The 20,242-nt window shown below is 39.7% G+C and carries 17 protein-coding genes; all 17 read left to right on the top strand.

Annotated features, from left to right (window positions below):
* The first annotated feature begins 3 nt into the window (after positions 1–3).
* Positions 4–984: a transketolase family protein gene (locus G596_RS0108310; protein ID WP_022761378.1), complete on the top strand. Its 981-nt coding sequence runs from the start codon at positions 4–6 to the stop codon at positions 982–984.
* Positions 985–1,003: 19 nt separating this feature from the next.
* The gene (locus tag G596_RS0108305) at positions 1,004–1,462 is read left to right on the top strand and encodes a 3-hydroxyacyl-ACP dehydratase FabZ family protein (protein ID WP_022761377.1); all 459 of its coding nucleotides are present in this window, start codon (positions 1,004–1,006) and stop codon (positions 1,460–1,462) included.
* Complete coding sequence (locus tag G596_RS0108300) at positions 1,459–2,235, top strand: nitroreductase family protein (protein WP_022761376.1); 777 nt, start codon at positions 1,459–1,461, stop codon at positions 2,233–2,235. The genes G596_RS0108305 and G596_RS0108300 overlap by 4 nt, the downstream gene beginning before the upstream one ends.
* Before the next feature lie 12 nt (positions 2,236–2,247).
* Complete coding sequence (locus G596_RS0108295; protein ID WP_022761375.1) at positions 2,248–3,657, top strand: AMP-binding protein; 1,410 nt, start codon at positions 2,248–2,250, stop codon at positions 3,655–3,657.
* The gene (locus tag G596_RS0108290; protein ID WP_196805208.1) at positions 3,650–4,360 is read left to right on the top strand and encodes a thioesterase II family protein; all 711 of its coding nucleotides are present in this window, start codon (positions 3,650–3,652) and stop codon (positions 4,358–4,360) included. Before G596_RS0108295 ends, G596_RS0108290 begins: the two co-directional genes overlap by 8 nt.
* 10 nt (positions 4,361–4,370) lie before the next feature.
* Entirely contained in the window at positions 4,371–5,459 is a 1,089-nt protein-coding gene (locus G596_RS0108285; protein ID WP_022761373.1) for a LuxE/PaaK family acyltransferase, read from the top strand.
* The gene (locus G596_RS0108280) at positions 5,443–6,645 is read left to right on the top strand and encodes an acyl-CoA reductase (protein WP_026671248.1); all 1,203 of its coding nucleotides are present in this window, start codon (positions 5,443–5,445) and stop codon (positions 6,643–6,645) included. The genes G596_RS0108285 and G596_RS0108280 overlap by 17 nt, the downstream gene beginning before the upstream one ends.
* Positions 6,646–6,652: 7 nt before the next feature.
* A complete protein-coding gene (locus tag G596_RS0108275) occupies positions 6,653–7,615 on the top strand; it encodes an L-lactate dehydrogenase (protein ID WP_022761372.1) in 963 nt (320 codons plus the stop codon).
* A gap of 360 nt (positions 7,616–7,975) precedes the next feature.
* Positions 7,976–9,400, top strand: coding sequence for a flagellin N-terminal helical domain-containing protein (locus tag G596_RS0108270; protein ID WP_022761371.1), 1,425 nt, complete (start codon positions 7,976–7,978; stop codon positions 9,398–9,400).
* 209 nt (positions 9,401–9,609) lie between these two features.
* On the top strand, positions 9,610–11,454 hold the full coding sequence (locus tag G596_RS0108265) for a thiamine pyrophosphate-binding protein (protein WP_022761370.1): 1,845 nt from the start codon (positions 9,610–9,612) through the stop codon (positions 11,452–11,454).
* A 31-nt stretch (positions 11,455–11,485) separates the two neighbouring features.
* Complete coding sequence (locus tag G596_RS0108260; RefSeq protein WP_026671247.1) at positions 11,486–13,009, top strand: N-acetylneuraminate synthase family protein; 1,524 nt, start codon at positions 11,486–11,488, stop codon at positions 13,007–13,009.
* 59 nt (positions 13,010–13,068) lie between these two features.
* Positions 13,069–14,145: a radical SAM/SPASM domain-containing protein gene (locus tag G596_RS0108255; RefSeq protein ID WP_022761368.1), complete on the top strand. Its 1,077-nt coding sequence runs from the start codon at positions 13,069–13,071 to the stop codon at positions 14,143–14,145.
* A 2-nt stretch (positions 14,146–14,147) separates the two neighbouring features.
* Positions 14,148–15,137, top strand: coding sequence for an NAD-dependent epimerase/dehydratase family protein (locus G596_RS21460; RefSeq protein WP_022761367.1), 990 nt, complete (start codon positions 14,148–14,150; stop codon positions 15,135–15,137).
* A 57-nt stretch (positions 15,138–15,194) separates the two neighbouring features.
* Positions 15,195–16,328 (top strand): class I SAM-dependent methyltransferase, encoded by a 1,134-nt coding sequence (locus G596_RS0108245; RefSeq protein ID WP_022761366.1) that lies wholly within the window; start codon positions 15,195–15,197, stop codon positions 16,326–16,328.
* Positions 16,329–16,999: 671 nt separating this feature from the next.
* Positions 17,000–17,515 (top strand): hypothetical protein, encoded by a 516-nt coding sequence (locus G596_RS0108240; RefSeq protein ID WP_022761365.1) that lies wholly within the window; start codon positions 17,000–17,002, stop codon positions 17,513–17,515.
* A 64-nt stretch (positions 17,516–17,579) separates the two neighbouring features.
* Entirely contained in the window at positions 17,580–18,863 is a 1,284-nt protein-coding gene (locus G596_RS0108235) for a radical SAM protein (protein WP_196805207.1), read from the top strand.
* 9 nt (positions 18,864–18,872) lie between these two features.
* A complete protein-coding gene (locus G596_RS21455) occupies positions 18,873–20,204 on the top strand; it encodes a radical SAM protein (RefSeq protein ID WP_022761363.1) in 1,332 nt (443 codons plus the stop codon).
* Positions 20,205–20,242: the final 38 nt, after the last annotated feature.

Below are 20,242 nucleotides of genomic sequence, written 5' to 3'. Positions count from 1 at the left end.
GGTATGGAATATAACAAGAAGAATGCAAAAAGATGGTCAATTTTAGGAGAGAGACCAACCTTTGGAACCGCAGTGGCAGAATTTGCAAAGGAAGATCCGGGCATAATAGCCGTGGTTGCGGATGTCACAAATTCTGCGGGACTAAGTAGCATGGCAAGGGACCTTCCTGAGCAGGTGATAAATGTCGGCATTGCTGAGCAGAATATGATGGGTATAGCTACCGGCCTTTCGAGCGAGGGGTATACCGTATTTACTTCGACTTTTGCACCTTTTCAGTCAATGCGATGTCTGGAACAGATACGTGTGAATCAGGGATATATGCATCAGAAGGTGATCATGGCAGGGCTTGCGGGCGGCGTTGCGTATGGTGAGCTTGGATTTACACATTGCACAATAGAAGATGTGGCAATCATGCGATCCATTCCCAATGTTGCTGTGGTGACACCTGCAGACTGTACGGAAGTAGTGAAAATTGTTGAGGCTTCAATAAAATATAAGGATTCAGTTTACATCAGGCTTATGGACAAGACTGGGATACCGGTTGTCTACGAGGATGATTATGATTTTGAAATTGGAAAAGCAGTTCCGATCATAAAGGATGGAGTCGTAAGTATTCTGGCTAATGGACCAGTGGTTTATCCTGCGATACAGGCAGCAAGGAAGTATGCTCAGGATACAGGAAAGGAAATCGCAGTATATGATTTTCATACCGTTAAGCCGGTTGATAAAGAACTTATCCTTGGACTTCAGAAAAGGACAGGAGCGATTCTGACTATAGAAGAGCACAGTATTGTAGGCGGACTGGGAGGCGCAGTTGCGGAAGCATGTTCTGAACTTTGTGACCGTATTCCGATATTTAAAATGGGATTTGATGACGAGTATCCACATGGAGCTTCGCATGAGGCATTACTGAAGGATTATGGCCTTAATGAGGATGGGATATACAGTCGAATAGACCATATTGTTAAGGAATTAAATCTTTGACTTCTTGCGGAGGTTTTGCGTGAAAAAATACGGTAAGGAAATCTACTCTTTGATACCAAACAGGTATCCCTTCATGATATTACATTCGCTTGAAGTAGGCAATAACTGTGCTGAGGCAGAGATTGTCTTAAAAGAAGATGACTGGTTTTTTGAGTGCCACTATCCGGGAAATCCTATTTTGCCGCTGACACTGCTTCTGGAGAGTATGACTCAGACTTTTTCGGCAACTTTTTTAAAAGCAGAGGAAACGGAGGATGGAAGTAAATTTGAAATTCCTGTGATCTCGTCTATAGGGCCATTGCGAATGACAAAAAGTGCCGGACCGGGGGATGTGATAAGAATTGAAGCGAAGCTAGGCTCCTTTAAAAGAGGTATAGCAAAGGGAGTATGCACGGCATATATCAATGAAGATGAGAAACCAATAATGGAGATAGAGATTGTTGATGCTCTTAAATCTCAAATGGTGAAAATGCAATGAGTAGGGTGATAGATGCTGAAAAATGCATAGGATGCGGGAAGTGTGTCTCTGATTGTATCAATGAGTATCTGATTCTTGTTGATTCAGAAAACGGTGCGAAAAAAGCATCGTTCAAAGAACGTGGAAGATGCCTTGAATGTGGACATTGTAATGCTATCTGTCCTGAAGATGCGATAAGCGGAGGCAAGCTCCTTGACGCAGAAGCAGAACAGGATGAACTTCTTGGGCTTATGGCCGGAAAGCGAACTGTACGGAAGTATATAAAGGGCAAAGCTATTACAGAGGATGTGCTTCAAAGGATTATTTTTGCAGGTCAGAGTGCTCCTACTGACAGAAATAGGAAATCAGCAAGAATTATCCTGGTAAAGGAAAAGCTTCCGGTAATATATGGCAAGGCTTTGGACTACCTTGTCGAGGAAGTATCGAAGACAGGGACTATTAATCCTTTGTATTCATCTACAATGCGACTTGATGCAAAAAGAGATGAAATACTGTGGAATGCAGAGTATATGGTTGTGTTTGTCGGGAGCAAGGCTAATCTGACTGATGCTGCGATAGCTGCGGAGAGGATGCAGCTTGAAGCAGCTTCCCTGGGTGTGGGAACAGGGTATAGAGGCGACATGAAGACTGCTATAAACAATGTTTGCGAATTAGGAGAGATACTTGGAGTAAAGAATAATGAAGAAGCGCTGATATGCTTTGCCATGGGACTTACAGATGTTAAGTATCTTAGACCTGCGGTTAAGGGCAACAGAAAAGTTGAGTATATATAGGAAGGAAATGATATGCTGTTTGATCTTTTGAAGTATTCCGGAAATGATGCAATTATCGATGAATGCGGGGTATCACTGACCTATGAGGAATTATACAGGGCAGGAGACGAGATATGCGGAGGACTTAAAGAGCGTTCTTTAGTATTTTGCTTTTGCAGAAATGCTGTTGGTTCGGCAATAGGATATGTTTCATTTCTGAATCACGGTATAGTGCCTGTTATGTTAAACGCTCAGCTAGAAGTTGAATTCAGGGACAGCCTTCTTGATAAGTACCATCCGGATTATATCTGGTGCCCTGAAGATATGGCAGATTTGTGGAAAGAACTTGAAGTTATATATAAAGGTTACGGCTACGTTCTTCTTAAGACTGCTTATTCGAATAGATATGAATTGTTCGATCAGCTTGCGCTTTTGCTCACCACATCAGGATCTACCGGGTCCCCTAAATTTGTCAGACAATCATATACGAATATTCGGGTTAATGCTGAGTCTATTGTCCAATATCTTGAACTTGATGAAACGGAGAGACCAATTACAACATTACCGATGAATTATACCTATGGACTTTCCATTATAAACAGCCATTTGCTGGCAGGTGCTACTATCCTTATTACAGATAAAGGCCTTATGCAAAAGGAATTCTGGAATTTCTTTAAAGAGAAGGAGGCAACATCATTTGGAGGAGTTCCTTATACTTATGAGATGTTGGATAAGCTCAGAATATACAGGATGGAACTGCCCAGTCTTCGAACCATGACACAGGCCGGCGGAAAACTATTGCCTGATCTTCATGAGAAATTTGCCAGATATGCAGATGAGACCGGAAGGCAATTTGTTGTAATGTACGGACAGTGTGAAGCAACAGCCAGAATGGGCTATCTGCCTCCGGAGAAATCTGTTGAAAAGAAGGGCTCTATGGGTATCGCCATTCCCGGTGGAAAATTCAGACTGATCGATGTTGACGGTAATGATATAACAACACCGATGGTAACAGGTGAACTGGTCTATGAAGGAAAAAATGTTACTCTTGGATATGCCGAGTGCGGAGAAGATTTGTGTAAAGGCGATGAGAGAAACGGAATTCTTGAGACCGGGGACATGGCTCAGTTTGACGAGGAGGGATATTACTACATAGTCGGAAGAAAAAAGAGATTCCTTAAGATATATGGAAACAGAGTAAACCTGGATGAAGTTGACAGACTTATAAAATCAGAGTTTGGTATCGAGGTAGCCTGCGCCGGAGTGGACGATCATCTGCATATATTTGTTACTGATGACTCCTATTCCGATAAGGTAAAGGAGTTTGTCATTGCTAAGACCAAGCTTAACCCGGCAGCATTTACATCTCATGTTATAGATGAGATTCCGAAAAATGATTCAGGTAAAACTCTATACAAAGAACTTACAAAATACTATGAATGATAAAAAACTACAACTTTTTATATTGCCATATGCCGGTGGGAGTATAGCATCTTTCAGACGCCTTACGGATCTTATCGATGAAAGAATAGAGGTTATTCCTGTGGAATATGCAGGGAGAGGTGTGCGTGCTAAGGAACCGCTATCGTCAACTCTTTCCGAGATGCTTGAGGATGCAATAAAGTACTGCAAGGAATACAGGAATAACAGTATGCCTTACGCAGTATTTGGGTATAGTATGGGAACGCTTCTGGGATATGAAATGCTTGTAAGGGGCGGGCTTTCCGGAGAACTCAAACATTTCTTTGTGGCTGCTGAAGTGTCGCCTCAGACAAGAGCGCTTGAACTTAGGCAGGAGCAAAACCCTACAGATGAGATAGTACTTAAACGCGCTAAGGATCTGGGAGGATTAGATGAAAGGCTACTGAATAATAAGAGGTTTGCGGACATTTATTTAAAACCTATGATATCGGATTACAAGCATTTTTTTGAATATCGCTTCAATGATACCGGTAAGAATATAGAATGCGATGCAACTTTTTTTTACTGTGAAAAAGATACGGCTCTTGAGGACGTTAAAAAGTGGGAGCAGCTTATAACCGGTGAGTATGACTACCATGAGCTTGGTGAGGGTCACTTTTTTATCAATCAGGAATATGAAGAGATAGCGCATATTGTTAATTGCAAATTGGAGAAGTATCTATAGGAATAATGCCATGACATACGAAGATATTATCAAAATAAAACCATTTTCTCTGGACCGGGCTGAAAAACGAAAAATGCTTACACAGAGACTTATGGACTTGACGGATCTTCATATAGACAAGTGTCCAAAGTATAAAAATATGACGGATGCGTTAGGGTTTAACAGGAACAGTGTGCAGACATACGCTGACATACCTTTTATACCTGTGAGACTTTTTAAAGAACTTGAGCTTAAGTCTGTTCCTGATGAAGAGGTTATTAAGGTGATGACATCATCCGGGACAACGGGACAGGCGGTTAGTAGGATTTATCTTGATAAAACAACATCTGCCAATCAGCAAAAAACAATGGTCAAAATTGTTTCGGATTTCACAGGATCCGAGCGTATGCCTATGATCATAATAGATTCTCCAAATGTAATCAAAGACAGAGCGATGTTTTCTGCAAGAGGTGCAGGAATACTGGGCTTTTCTATTTTTGGAACAAAGAAGATATACGCACTTAATGAAAATATGGAACTGGATGTTGAAGGTGTGAAAGAATTTCTTGGGAAATTTATGGGACAGAAGATTTTGCTGTTTGGCTTTACCTTCATGATATGGCAGCATTTCTATAAAGAACTGGTGAGGTTAAAGGAAGAAGGAATAAGCATTGATCTTTCCGAGGGAATACTTATTCACGGTGGAGGTTGGAAGAAACTTATTTCCGAGGCAGTTTCCGAGGAGGATTTCCATAAGAGTCTTGAAGAGGTGTGCGGACTAAAACACATCTATGATTATTATGGGATGGTGGAACAGACAGGCTGCATATATATGGAATGTGAATGTGGACATCTTCATGCCAGTATATTTTCTGATGTAATCGTCAGACGACCCTCTGATTTTTCTGTGGCCCAAATTGGAGAAAAGGGAATTATACAGGTGGTGTCGGCTATACCGGAATCCTATCCCGGGCACTCGCTATTAACGGAGGATGAAGGCATCATCCTTGGAGAGGATGATTGTCCATGTGGCAGGAAGGGAAAATATTTTAAGATAGTGGGAAGAATTAAGAATGCTGAATTAAGGGGGTGCAGTGATACGTATGCCTCAAAGTTTTGATTTTGAAAAAGGAATATCCTATCTTGTGGGAGATGCTCTTGTTGTATCCGGGATGGGGACTGTGCCCGCACTTTGTCCTTTTGATGAAAATGTAATGGCATTCCTTAACGATGTGTCCAAGGAACTAATGGCGGACAAGGCAGCAAAGATGTTCTCTGATGTTATCACTTATGCCTACTGGATCAGGAAAGCTTCATTAAATAATCTGAAGGAAAGGTATGATAGAGACGGAATGCGCATCGGCAGAGGATTCGTTTTTCATATCGCTCCGTCAAATGTTGCAGTGAACTTTGCGTATTCGCTGACAACATCACTCCTTATGGGCAACAGCAATGTTGTAAGAGTACCTTCGAAGGACTTTGAACAGGTTGAAATGATCACGGCGGCATATAGGAAGGTGCTTGAAAGACATGATAATATCAAGCCTTATATAGTATGTGTTCGCTATGAACGAAATGAGGAAATAAATAATGCCTTCAGTAGTATGGCAGATGTGAGAATAGTATGGGGTGGGGATCAGACTATATATGAACTAAGGAAATCTCCCATTCCTCCACGAGCTAGTGAAATATGTTTCGCGGACAGATTTTCCATAGCTGTGATTGATTCCGATTTCTATATGAATATAGATAATAAGAAGAGAGTTGCGGAGGATTTTTATAACGATACTTTTCTTACAGACCAAAATGCATGCACTAGTCCTAAGCTTATAGTGTGGATGGGCAGTAGTGTCAGGGAAGCAAAGGAACTTTTCTGGGAAGAGGAATACAAACTTGTAAAGGAGAAATACAGATATCAGCCTATACAAGGGGTGAATAAGCTTTCCAGTGCACTTGGTTATGCAGCGCTAACACCCGGGACAAAGATTGAAAAACATGATGATAACCTTATAATACGTGTTAATGTTCCGGAAATCACCGATGCGCTTAAAGAAGGTTTCGATAATAGTGGACTCTTTTACGAATATGAATGCGATAGTATTGAAGAAATATCGGGAGTCTGTGATGACAAAAAATGTCAGACCCTCGCTTATATAGGAAAGAGTGATGTGGTAAAAGACCTTTTTAAAAAAGGAATCAAAGGGATTGACCGTGTGGTTCCTGTCGGAAAGACAATGGACTTTGACCTCATTTGGGATGGGTATGATCTTCCTGCGCTACTGACGAGAACAATTACTTTTTCGTGAGGTGCCTATGAAAAGAAATTATGTAATAGGAAACAGAAAGGTTGCTATAGTTGGAGCCGGATATGTGGGTTCTTCCATAGCTTATGCGCTTGCTCTTCGTGACATTGCGAGAGAGATTGTACTTATTGATATTAATAATGAGAAGACTGACGGTGAGGCTAAAGATATAAGGCATGGTCTTCCCGGGATGGGTACAGCTGATCTCTATGCAGGAGATTACAGTGATTGTGCGGATTGTGATCTTATAATAATTACTGCAGGGCGAGGAAGAAAGAACGGTGAGACGAGGCTTGATCTCATAAATGATAATGTAGGGATCATGAAAAATGTAACGGATTCTATTAAGAAGTATTACACAAGAGGTGTTCTTCTTGTTATTTCCAATCCGGTGGATATTCTCACTTATAAAGCGGCTGAATGGATGGAACTTCCAAACGGAATGGTATTTGGCTCGGGGTGCATCCTTGATTCATCAAGGCTCGTGAGAACAATTGCTGATTATGTGGGTCTTAGTACCGGCGTTATAAACGGCTATGTGGTTGGTGAGCACGGGGACGGACAGGTGCCTGTTTGGAGCCATGTTACGGTTGGAGGTATTCCTATAGAAGAGTACTGCAATAATATGGACCTAAAATGGGATAATGAAATAAAAGCAGAGCTGGCATGCAACACCAGGAAGATGGGAGCTGAGATCATTGCAGCAAAGGGAAGAACACATTACGGTATAGCAACCTGTGTATGCCAGTTGGCGGATGCTATTATCAATTTAAGGCCGACTATTACAAGTGTATGCTCGCCGCTTATGGGTGAGCATGGATGCAAGGGGGTGGCAGTATCTGTCCCATCTGTAATAGGTATATCCGGAGTGCAGCAGAGGATCAGGGAAAAATGGACACCTGAAGAATACAGAGGCTTTTTTGATGCTGTGGAAAAGGTCAGGGATGTCCTGAAAATGATAGAGAAAGAGTAATATTTTTGATATAAACGTGGATTTTTATCTGAAAAAGGGACGAAAAGGAAACTTTTTTTATAAAAATATTCAAAATTTCAAAAAAGTGAGAAGGCGCATAAATACAGCGTTTTCTTGCTTTTTAAATGGGATAATGTGTGATTTGAAACAAAAAATCAAAAAAAATTAAAAAAAAGGGTTAAGTAAATGAAAATCGGAACGATATATAGAGTGTAAAACAAATACAAACATCGTCAAGGATGATCGATGTGGGAGCGCACTCAACTTAATAAGTAACTATTATTTTGAATTAAAGTATCAAGCAGCAGGCTCGGACTCTACGGATCAGAGGGAGAGACTGCACCCACATGGAGGTATAATATGGTTATCCAGCATAATTTGACGGCGATGAATTCTAACAGAATGCTTGGCATTACAACAGGCCAGCAGGCTAAATCTTCTGAAAAACTTTCCTCAGGTTATAAAATCAATAGAGCAGCAGACGATGCAGCAGGACTCTCCATAAGTGAGAAGATGCGTAAGCAGATGAGAGGCTTGGACAGAGCATCAACAAACGCTGATGATGGTGTAAGCGCAGTACAGACAGCTGAAGGTGCACTCACAGAAGTACACGATATGCTTCAGAGAATGAACGAGCTGGCAGTACAGGCAGCAAACGGAACCAACAGCAAAACAGACCGCGATGCAATCCAGAATGAGATTACACAGCTTACTACAGAAATTGACAGAGTTGCAGAAACGACAAAGTTTAACGAGACCTACCTTCTTAGGGGAGGCACCGGAAACTATAACAAGTACATGAATACTCATGACGCAGGTCTTGAGGGTACAATTGCAGATCTTGGAACATATGGTACATTTACTACATATCTTAAGTCCAGCGATGATATAAAGATTGCAGGAAAGAATTTCCATATGTATGATAGCTCCTCAGATACAATAGGAAAAATACAGAAAGACGTTTCTGCAGCACTTGGTAGTAACAGTTCTGTTACAATAAATGGAACTACTTATGTACAGTCAACAAGCACATATGATCGGACAACAAAAGTATTTAAAGTTGGAGATCAGGAATTTTCTCTTGAACAGATTCAGGCTATGGTTATCGATGGAGCTCAGGTTAGAACTCCTACTAGTGGAAGTACCAGAGTTGCAGTAGACGCAAATTTAGATAAGAATATACAGGTATCCACAGCTATAAAGAAGATAAATGAAGCTCTTAAACAGGCTAACCTTATAGGTGTTGATAGTAATAAGGTGAATATGGTTAAAACAAATTGCAGAAACCCCAATGGAACGCCTGTAACCGGTGCTACTAACGATGAAAAGCAGTATACTTTCAGTATATGTAAAGGAACTGCCAGGGTTGCAAAGGACCTTGGTCTTCAGTTACATGTAGGATCTGATGCAGATATGACCAATAAAATCCTTATGGATGTACAGGTTATGAACTCAGCTAATCTTGGTATTCAGAATCTTACAGTAACAGATAGCCTTGGCGTAGCAGCGACATACGCAATCGACGCTATAGAAGATGCACTTAAGACCGTATCAGAACAGAGATCAGAACTCGGTGCAATCCAGAACAGATTAGAGCATACAATCAAGAACCTGGATAACGTAGTAGAGAATACAACAGCAGCAGAGTCCAGACTTCGCGATACAAACATGGCAGACGAGATGGTTACCTACAGCAAGAACAATATCCTCGCACAGGCAGGACAGTCAATGTTGGCTCAGGCAAACCAGAGTACACAGGGTGTTATGTCACTACTTCAGGGTTAATAAATATAGAACTTTCCAACATAGGAATAACAAAGGCGCTCTCCGGCAAGGAGGGCGCCTTTTTCAGAGGACGATTGCATAATATAGCCGTGTTTGCAATTGATGAAAGCATCGTGAGTTTATGAATAATTTATTATTATAATAATCGAAATGACGATATAATATATATGAATGCACGATTTTTGTATTTGGAATGAGAGGATGACAGGATGAACGTTGCTGAATATGTAATGAATTTCCTTGAGAATAAAGGTGTTAAGCATCTTTTTATGCTGAGCGGCGGTGGAATAATGTACCTTGTTGATGCTGCCGGAAGGAGCAAAATTGATTATGTTTGCTGTCATCATGAACAGGCAGCAGGAATAGCGGCTCAGGCCTACGCCATGAAGAAAAATGATCTGGGCGTGTGCATGATAACCACCGGTCCCGGTGGAACCAATGCGCTGACAGCTCTTGGAGCAGCATATACCGATTCTACGCCTGTTCTTTTTCTATCCGGTCAGGTAAAGAGAGCGGATTTTGCGAGCCTTAGGAAGGTTCGTCAGTTTGGTGCTCAGGAAAATGACATAATATCCATGGCAAAGCCTGTCGCAAAATATGCTGTTACTGTCATGGAGCCTGAAAAAATCAGGTATCACATGGAGAAGGCTGTTCATGAGGCAATGACAGGAAGAAGAGGCCCGGTGTGGATAGACATCCCTCTTGATGTTCAGAATAGTGAGATCAATCCTGAGAAGCTTGAAGGGTATAACGCTGCAGACGACAAGAAGCCGTTACATTTTAGTGAAGCAGATATATCAAAAAAGGCTAAGGAGCTGTGTGAGGATCTCAGAGTTTGTAAAAGACCGCTTTTTATAATTGGACACGGCCTTGTAGCTGATGGAACGGAAGATATTTTTCTCAAGATAAATGAGCTTATCAAAGCTCCTGTAGTTGCTACATGGAGAGCGCTTGATGTCATGGACTATGATGATCCGTACTTCTTCGGAAGTCCGGGGCTCCAGGCGCCAAGATACTCAAATATCATAACTCAGGGAGCAGATCTTGTTGTAGTCCTTGGATCAAGACTTGACAACATGATAACCGCATTTAATGAAAAACGCTTTGCCCTGAGGGCTGACAAGAAATTTATAGTTGATGTTGATGAAAATGAAATAGATAAGCTGGATATGCCTGGAAAGGTCAAGATAGTTTCCGGAATAGCAGCTTTTCTAGAGGCATTATGCAAAGAATTGGAGAAGATGCAGACTTCGGCACCCGAAGCAGATGCTGGCTATGGCAAAGGGATGCTTGGCGATTATTCACAGTGGCTGCGCTTTTGTCATGACATTAAGGATAAGTATCCAATTTTGGCAGAAAAGCAGACTGCGGAACTTCCCGGAGTCGATTTGTATAAACTTTCTATTAAATTGTCAGAAAAATGTAAAAAAGATGATACAATAGTGATATCATCCACTAGCAGATGCAATACTGCGGGACATATGGCGTTTAATCACAAAAAGGGGCAAAGGACCATCTCATCCATGGCATTCGGATCCATGGGATTTGCTCTACCGTCTGTTGTCGGCGCGTATTTTGCAGCTGATAAAAACAGGGTGATATGCATTGAGGGGGACGGAAGTCTGCAGCTTAATATTCAGGAGCTTCAGACTATTGTTCATCACAGGATGGATGCAAAAATCTTTGTGTTTTCTAATATCGGATATGCTGCAATAGCAACTATGCAGGACAGGAACTTTGGTGGATTCCATGTGGGATGTGACAAGGGAAGCGGACTGAGCCTTCCGGATATGTCCAAGATAGCTGATGCCTATGGAATAAAATATTACAGTATTGCAGATAATTCAGACATAGACGAAACTCTCGAAAAGGTCATGAATTTGGATGGACCGGTTATTTGCGAGTTTTTCGGTTCTATTTTGTTTGATGAAATCCCTAAATGCATTTCCAGTTTAGATGAAAATGGTAAAAGAGTTTCTGCAGCTTTGGAGAATCCCTTCCCATTCCTTTCGGAGGAAGAGATGAAGGGAGTTTATTCAGAGATTGATAGCTGAATTTGTAATAGATTCTTATGAGGGAAATGCCATGAAAAACAGACCACTTTTTGTATTTGAAATGGCAAACAATCATCAGGGAAGCGTAGAACACGGAAAGCACATTATTCGTGAAATTGCGGCTGTGACTAAGGATTTTCCTGAGTTTGATTTTGGATTCAAATTCCAGTACAGGGATTTGGATACCTTTATTCATCCTGCCTATAAGGATAGGGATGATATTAAAAATATTAAAAGATTTAAGGGTACAAGACTTTCTCAGGAGGAGTTCGCAGAGCTTTTAAAGGAAGTAAGAGATAGTGATTTTAAGGCAATATGTACTCCTTTTGATGAGATTTCTGTGGATAGAATAGCGGAGCAGGGCTATGACTATATTAAAATTGCCAGCTGTTCTTTTACTGACTGGCCGCTTCTTGAGAAAATTGCGGAGAAAAATATGCCTGTTATCGCATCCGGTGCCGGAAGCGATTTAGAGGATGTCCGCATGGTTGTAGGATTCTTCCTAAACAGAAATATTAACATATCTCTCATGCACTGTGTTGCCGAATATCCTACTCCCAATGAGCATTTGGAACTCAATCAGATTGATTTTTATAAGCAGTTGTTCCCGGAAATCAGGATAGGATTCTCGACACATGAGGCGCCGGATAATACACTTCCGATAAAACTTGCAGTTGCCAAAGGTGCTGAGATTTTTGAAAAGCATGTGGGTGTGCCCACGGATACTATAGAACTAAACGGATATTCTGCAAACCCCGAGCAGGTAAGAGGATGGCTTGAAGCAGCAAGACTTGCCTTTGCTACCTGCGGTACTGAGGGTGAAAGATATCATTCAACAAAGAAGGAGCAGGATGACCTTGCTGCGCTTCGACGCGGAGTTTTTGCAAAAGAAGGACTTCCTAAAGGAAAGGTAATAGGGCCAAACGATTATTACCTTGCTTTTCCATGTGTGCCTGGGCAGCTTGTTGCCAAGGATTTGTCCAAATACAACATTATCAGGACGCTTGGTGAAATTGCTGATGCCGATGCGCCGATCATGAGAACAGATGTTGAGGTGAAGGACGTTAAGCAGGAGATTCCGGATCTTCTGCGAGATGTTATAGGACTTCTCACAGATAGCAATGTGGTGGTTCCTATCGGTTCAACTTGCGAGATTTCTCATCACTATGGAATTGATAAGTTCAAGGAAATCGGAGTGACCATAATCGAATGTATCAACAGAGAATACTGCAAAAAGATACTGGTGGTTCTTCCGGGGCAGGATCATCCTGTGCACTATCATGTGAAAAAGGAAGAGACCTTTGTTGTACTCCATGGAACCCTTGATATTACTTTAAACGGTGAGACCAAGACCCTGAAAAAGGGTGACCTCATGACAGTTGAGAGAAATGTTAAGCACAGCTTTACCTCAAAGGATGGTTGCGTGTTTGAGGAGATATCCTCTACGCATTATCTAAACGATTCCTTCTATGATGATACCAAGAACTTTATAAGGCCAAGGAAGACAAAGGTTCATCTGACGGAGGAGATTCTGCGGACTATCAATGGAAAGTAGAGTTTTGTGGGATTGAGTAATTCTATTATTTGGATTATATACCTTATAGGGGAGTAAAAATGGCGCTTACTGAGAAAGAAAAGGCAAGTAGAAATTATCTAAAAGAAAAAAAGCCCAAGGTATTTGAAAAGGTTTCCAAATTTACGGAGAAATACAACTGGGGTGAGAGCATAGCGATAATTCAGCTTCAATACAGATACATGTGTAACATGCTCTGTGAGCATTGCTCAATTGAGGCGTATCAGAAAAATGCTGCCGGAAAAAGGACCATTACCCCGGAAGATGTAAAGAAACTTGCAGATCAGGCTGATGAGATGGGTCTTGCCAGATTTGTAATTAGTGGAGGTGAACCAACAACTTTCCCTGATCTGGATGAACTTGTCGAGGCAATCGGACCTGACAGATTTTTCATAAATAGCGATTCAAACGGATATTTGCTTGCTGAGAAAGCTGAGCACATGAAGAAAATCGGAATTGACAGAATTCAGCTGTCCATAGATTCGCTTAATCCCGAGGAACATGATTCATTTAGAAGAAAGCCCGGAGCATGGCATCATGCAATGGATGGAATTAAGGAATGCCAAAGAATCGGACTTCCCTTGTATATACAGACGGTTGTCACAAAGCAGAGATTACATTCTCAGGAATTTCTTGATTTTGTTAAGTTCTATAATGACATGGGGCTAATGGTTTTCATTACCTTTGCAAAGCCAATAGGTGCTTATGAAGGTCATTTTGAAAGCATGATAGATCAAAACGATCTTGATTACGAGAGGGAGCTTGAAAAGAAATATAGGCTCTGCACCCACCTGACACCGGCTTATGACCTAAATATGGGGTGCATTGGTGTAAAAGGATTTGTTTCTGTAACACAGTATGGAGATGTTCAACCATGTCCGTATTTCCATTGCTCAATAGGGAACATACTGGAAACGCCCTTTAAGGATATTATCGAGAACGGATTAAAGATCAAGTACTTCGGGGAGCATTATAACGAATGCTTCCTGGCGCAGGACATTCCGTGGGTAAAGAAATATGTTGCAGATAAAATTTACGGAAAGCCTGTACCGGTTCCTTATACAGAAATATTTGATGACAGCGATTGGACACAGAATCCGTATTGGAAGGAATCCTAAGTATGAAACGTGTACTTGTTACAGGCGGTACCGGAGTTACCGGAACTGCCCTTGTAAGATATCTGCTGGAAAAGAAAATAGAAGTTATAGCAATAGTAAGACCCGGATCTTTCAGGGAGAAGTATCTTCCGGATGATCCGGGACTTCATATTGTACATAAAAACTTAATGGAAATTGGCAGCATAGCAGATGAAATTAAAGATTATGGGTCTTTTGATGCTATGTTTCATCTAGCTTGGGAAGGGTCCACTATATCAGATAAGGTTGGCAGTAGGGATAACATGGAACTCCAATCGAGAAATATAGTGTATACCGTTGATGCGGCAAGATTATGTAAGGACATAGGATCTCCCGTTTTTGTGATGACCGGATCTCAAGCTGAATATGGAGAGCAAGGTGGGGATATTAGTGAGGATATTAGTGAGGATATTATCCCGGCACCTCAAAACGGATATGGTAATGCAAAGCTGTGTGCAGAAAATATGACAAGAATTATGTGTCACAAAAGCGGAGTTAAACATATCTGTGCAAGGCTTTTTAGCGTATATGGACCTTACGATGGGACAAATAGCCTGATAAACACAAGCATATTAAAGCTGCTTAAGGGTGAAAGACCACAGTATACAAAGGGCGAGCAGATGTGGAATTATCTCTATTCCTTTGATGCGGCAAAGGCTTTATTGTTCCTTGCAGAAAAAGGAAAAAGTTGTGAAAGCTATAATGTTGCCAGCAGGACTCAGATGCCTCTTAAAGAATATATCAGGATGATGCATGATGTGGTTAATTCTGAAATTAGTCCGATTTTTGGTGAAAAGGATTATCCGGGAGGAAAATTAACTGAGATGAGGAGCGATATTTCAAAGCTCGTAGCGGCAACCGGGTTTTCTGAGGAGTACAGTTTTAAACAAGGAATAGAGCAGATAATGAAGTGGTGTGTCGAGTTCTCGGAAGAATATGTTGGTAATGTAGAAAACAAAGATTTTTACAAGTAATAGTTATGGTCGTCTTCCATGAAAGTAGAATCAATTGTATTTCAGAGGGAGAAGTATATGTGTGAATATTGCAGAGCTTGTAACCAAATACTTCCGGATACGGACATTCTTGTATATGAAAATATGCCTAAGAGTGCGCAGTTTTTTCCTGATAAAAGCGAAATTGATAAGGAAAAAGGTATAAGTATTAGATTGAGACAGTGTAACTACTGCGGATTAGTGCAGGCTGTTGGAGAACCTGTCAGCTATTATAGGGACGTTATAAGAGCATCCAGTTTTTCCAAAGAAATGATGGAATTCAGAAGACAGCAATATTCCAAATGGGTTAATGATAATAACCTTATCGGGAAAAAGGTTGTTGAAATAGGCTGTGGAAAAGGTGAATACATGACTCCTATGGAGAGTACTGGGGCAGTAGTCTCAGGCATAGAACATTTGGCATCATCAGTAGAAGTGGCAAAGAAGAATGGCCATAGTGTTATGCAAGGATTCATAGAGAATTCTGATACCAAAATCGAGAATAGTCCATACGATGGCTTTATTATAATGAATTTCCTTGAACACATTCCGAATCCTTCAGATTTTCTTATGGGAATTGGGAGTAACTTATCGGAAGAAGGTGTTGGAATAGTTGAAGTTCCTAACTTCGATATGATGATAAGAAAATCACTATATTCTGAGTTTATTCAGGACCATTTATCTTATTTTACAAAGGATTCTCTTGTGGGACTACTTATGCGTTCGGGATTTGAAGTGATTAGCTGTAAGGAAATCTGGCACGGGTATATACTATCTGCAGAAGTCAAAAAGAGAAAAGCGTTTGATGCCGGGGCTTTTGTGGATAAACACAATGAACTGAAAAAAGAGGTTCATGATTTCCTGAATGGGCAGCAGGCAGCAGGCAAAACTATTGCTGTTTGGGGCGCTGGACATCAGGCTCTTGCAAATCTGTCACTTCTGAATATGACTGAATATATCGAATGTGTACTAGATTCGGCGGATTTCAAACAGAATAAATATACTCCTGCCACGCATTTGCCGGTAGTTTCACCTATTGTTTTAAGGGAAGGCAAAATAGATACAGTAATAGTTATGGCGGGTAGTTATTCTGAGGAAATAAAGAATATTATTAGCAGGGATTATCCTTGGGTATATGCAGTGATTTTGGGGGAAAATGGACTTGAGGTTTAATTTGAATTATTCAGAAAATCTGTTATACTTAATATAAAGAAAGGCGGTAACCCCGCTTGATAAACTATCTAGTTATGTTGAATAACCGCTCAGTTGATCAGACCGGGGCGGTTATTTCTTTATGTAAATGACCAAGGTAATCACAGCACAAAGCATTATTACAAAAGTAAATAAATCATAATAACTTACCATTGGCATCACCTCCCTGCTTTCGCAGGGCTACCGCCGAAGAAGATTCTATCACAAAAGTTGAATGATTAACACATAAAATTCCAATAGGGCGTGATCAGCTCAAATTATCATTTTATCAGCAAATTACAGTCAAATTATGGTACAATGGAAGCAATTCTTAATCTAATAGTAATCTATATTTTACGGTTAATAGAGGCGATATATATCTAGATTATATATATTTATTGATTTGGTACGACGAAGATGCAATTAAGCAGAGGGGGCAGATTGGATCTTGGCAGGTACGACTACTGTTATAGATTATTTCTTTTTACTCCCGGTTTATGAACTTTAATACGGAGAAAAGTAACATGAATGAAACGTTCCTTCATATGTTGGAATTAGATGAATATAAGCCTATAGTGGATTATTATTCATCTGATAGACCAAAGGTTTTGTTTGGATGAGGTCGACAGACGTGTGTTATATACGAATTATTCATGATGCTTGGCAAAAAAATAGGCGCAACGATTAGTTCTACAGGGGATGATTACGCTGAAGAAAAATGGATAAGAAACATACCTGCATTTTCTGTAACTGAATTTCAGGATAAAGAAAATGTGGATGTTCTGCTTTCTGTATGCGGCGGAGTGCAGGATGATGTAGAAAAGACGCTTCTAGAAGCAGGATATAAGAACCCTGAATATAGTAATAGCTTTTTGCCCGAAGCAATGGACTTAATGTATCCGTTTCTGTTTGAGGATAGTACTGCTTGCATAGAAGGACTATACGAATATGGTAAAGTTCGGCTTAATACAGAGGGAATTGTTATAGATGCTGGAGCAAATATAGGGATGTTTTCATGCTTGGCTGCATCAAGAAATTGCAAGGTATATGCGTTTGAACCGTCAGCAGCCATAAATGAAGTTCTTATGCAAAATGCTGTGCTTTATGGAAATTCAATAAACGTTATAAATCTATCTGAAATAAAGAATGATAATACACTAATGACTTGATAATAATATGGATAATTTTTTTCAGAAGAAATATAAAAGACATTTCTATTTGTTCTATTTTGGTATGGGAAAGGAAATAATAATTCATATGAATATTGACCAATACTATGCTGAAGCACATGAGGGGAAAAAACCTAATAACTCAGCGATGATTGAATATATAAAAAGCTTTGACCAAATTGTTATCTGGGGGGCTGGAAATTTAGGTTCTGAGCTCGGAGAATACTTAATTTCAAATGGGATTCTTATTGATTCTTATTGGGATAGAGATTATGAGAAAAAAACGATTTGTAACGGGATAAAAGTGATTGAAGCATTTACGGGGATATATGACAAGGATCGGGCACTAATTATTGCTTCTATAGTTAATGGATCGCTCGGTAATGAATGGACACATAGAGAATTAAAAAGGAATGGATTCACACATACTTTAGATGGAATGACTCTGTATGAGGGATTGGTATGCCCTCTTAATGATGAGAATTTTGATATTACAGAGTGTACCGGAAGAAAAGCATGCAGTTTGTGTAATTGTGAGAGATATACGAATCTTTCGCATGAAAAGGTAAGTAATAGTAATGGGCTTTCATTTCAACTAATGACCTTCATAATTTCAACTCGATGTACATTGAATTGTAAATATTGTGGACAACGATTATCAGAGTATAGATACGAAGATAAAATTGACTATCAATTCGAGAATATATGTAGAGACTTCGACAATTTTATGGATGCAGTAGATTATGTTGGGATGATTTCTGTGATAGGTGGGGAGCCATTTATACATCCTCAAGTTGCAGAGATTGTCGAGTATTTTCTCAAGAGAAAGAATTTTGGTGTGATAAATATAACAACTAATGGGGTTGTTAGCTTAAAAGAGGAGACGCTGAAAAAAATAAGAAATAAGAGGGTAAAAGTTTCATTTTCACTATATGACTCATATCTTACGGATAAACAAAAAGAACTTATCAATAATAATATCGAAAAAGTTTCTAAGGCGGGAATTAATTACTCGGTCTCTAAGCCGTTATGGCTAAAGCCAGCAGAAATAAAGGGATATGGTTATTCGGAAAGTGAGTTAATAAGGAGAAAGAAGAATTGTACAAGCATCAAAATGTCTGCTGCTGTAAAAAATGGTTTCTTTTATCCATGTACTATTGCTGAAAACATGGTTGGGCTTAGATTGAGAAATCCGGATGAAGTTGCGGTTGATATTAGTGATAGGGAAGAATTATTGGATAGTTTAAAAAGATACTTGTCTCAAGAGTATTATGAGTTTTGTGATTATTGTTGTAGTGATAAGTCCAAGGAGATACCAGCCGGAGAACAAGTGTCTGTAGTTATGTGAGGGTGAAGGATGTATTCAATTAGTGAGTTTGAAAGTGATGCACATTTAGGGAATATTGTTGATGAAGATAAGTTTATTGATTACTTAAACTCATTTTCAGGGAAAATAATTTGGGGGGCTGGAAATCTGGGTTCGGCGGTAGGAAAAAGACTAATAGATTTGGGAATTCATATAGATGCATATTGGGATGCAAAGTATAAAGATATAGGTAAATGTAATGGAATAGATGTAAAACAGTATGGTTTTGTACCAGAGGATATAACAGAGCAGGATAACATAATAATAATTTTTTGTATTGCTAATGTACCGGTCAGTCCAAAACTCTTCCAACAATTAAAAAAAGATGGCTGGACTAAAACAGTAAGTGGACTTGCTGTCTTAGAAGGGCTTATTTGTCCTTTTTCAAAAGGAGAGCCAATTGATACATCTGTATGTACCAGAATGGAGATATGTACAGTTTGCAACTGTCAACGTTTGCATAACATAATGCGAAATAAGATAAGTGTAGAACGAGATGTCAACGAAAATGAATTATTATCTTTTGATAGGATTCATTTTATAGTCAATAATTTCTGTAATCTTAAATGCACACATTGTTTTATGTATATGAATTCATATCCGGCAAAAAGAAAACATAATGTTGATATAAATGTCATCCAAAGAGATATAGACATGATTTTTGGAGCAATTGATTCATTTGGAGTAATAAATGTTTTTGGCGGCGAACCATTTCTGCATCCAGAGCTGGATCAGATAGTCAATAAAATATTAGAACATTCGGAATCATTTGGATCTGTAATAGTTAATACAAACGGACTTGCGAAAATGAGTGAAAAGCAACTAAGTGCGATGTCAGATAAAAGAATTAGGCTTGCTTTTTCAAATTATACGCAAGCTCTTGGAGAAAAAGAGGTTGAGAGATTTCATGAAAGTGTAGAGCGTGCGATAAATTTGGGGTATACGGTAGGTGTTCAAAATGAATTACCGACATGGAATATATCATCGACATTAGGTGATAACCATTATACTGAAGATGAGATGATAGAAAGCAAAAAGAATTGTGGTGTGAAATTTTTATATGTTTTTGATGGCAAGGTATTTCCATGTGCATTTTGTTTATCACTATATGATCTTGGAATTGCAGATTATGAAACTGATTATGTTGATATTGAGAAATGTAAGAATACCAAGGAATTAAGGAATAAAATTATAAAAATGATGGAACAGCCCTATGACCGAAGTTGTGGGCACTGTGACAGAATATTATCAACCAGGCCGATTGCTGGAGAACAAGGCTTTAGTGAGCGATATAGCATTCCTGAAAACGGTAAAATGAGGTAAGGCGCTGAAAATAGGTATGGATTTAACTTGTGGAGAAG

It is taken from the genome of Butyrivibrio sp. AD3002 (assembly GCF_000420905.1).
GTDB lineage: Bacteria > Bacillota > Clostridia > Lachnospirales > Lachnospiraceae > Butyrivibrio.
Note: the sequence above shows the minus strand (reverse complement) of the source record. Positions and strands in the feature narration are given on the sequence as shown.

Coding starts and splice junctions, on each gene's coding strand:
- G596_RS0108280 (WP_026671248.1), top strand. CDS start 5,443: ATGCCTCAAAGTTTTGATTTTGAAAAAGGAATATCCTATCTTGTGGGA.
- G596_RS0108260 (WP_026671247.1), top strand. CDS start 11,486: ATGAAAAACAGACCACTTTTTGTATTTGAAATGGCAAACAATCATCAG.
- G596_RS0108245 (WP_022761366.1), top strand. CDS start 15,195: ATGTGTGAATATTGCAGAGCTTGTAACCAAATACTTCCGGATACGGAC.
- G596_RS0108290 (WP_196805208.1), top strand. CDS start 3,650: ATGAATGATAAAAAACTACAACTTTTTATATTGCCATATGCCGGTGGG.
- G596_RS21460 (WP_022761367.1), top strand. CDS start 14,148: ATGAAACGTGTACTTGTTACAGGCGGTACCGGAGTTACCGGAACTGCC.
- G596_RS0108310 (WP_022761378.1), top strand. CDS start 4: ATGGAATATAACAAGAAGAATGCAAAAAGATGGTCAATTTTAGGAGAG.
- G596_RS21455 (WP_022761363.1), top strand. CDS start 18,873: ATGTATTCAATTAGTGAGTTTGAAAGTGATGCACATTTAGGGAATATT.
- G596_RS0108270 (WP_022761371.1), top strand. CDS start 7,976: ATGGTTATCCAGCATAATTTGACGGCGATGAATTCTAACAGAATGCTT.
- G596_RS0108275 (WP_022761372.1), top strand. CDS start 6,653: ATGAAAAGAAATTATGTAATAGGAAACAGAAAGGTTGCTATAGTTGGA.
- G596_RS0108285 (WP_022761373.1), top strand. CDS start 4,371: ATGACATACGAAGATATTATCAAAATAAAACCATTTTCTCTGGACCGG.
- G596_RS0108295 (WP_022761375.1), top strand. CDS start 2,248: ATGCTGTTTGATCTTTTGAAGTATTCCGGAAATGATGCAATTATCGAT.
- G596_RS0108255 (WP_022761368.1), top strand. CDS start 13,069: ATGGCGCTTACTGAGAAAGAAAAGGCAAGTAGAAATTATCTAAAAGAA.
- G596_RS0108240 (WP_022761365.1), top strand. CDS start 17,000: ATGATGCTTGGCAAAAAAATAGGCGCAACGATTAGTTCTACAGGGGAT.
- G596_RS0108300 (WP_022761376.1), top strand. CDS start 1,459: ATGAGTAGGGTGATAGATGCTGAAAAATGCATAGGATGCGGGAAGTGT.
- G596_RS0108265 (WP_022761370.1), top strand. CDS start 9,610: ATGAACGTTGCTGAATATGTAATGAATTTCCTTGAGAATAAAGGTGTT.
- G596_RS0108235 (WP_196805207.1), top strand. CDS start 17,580: ATGGGAAAGGAAATAATAATTCATATGAATATTGACCAATACTATGCT.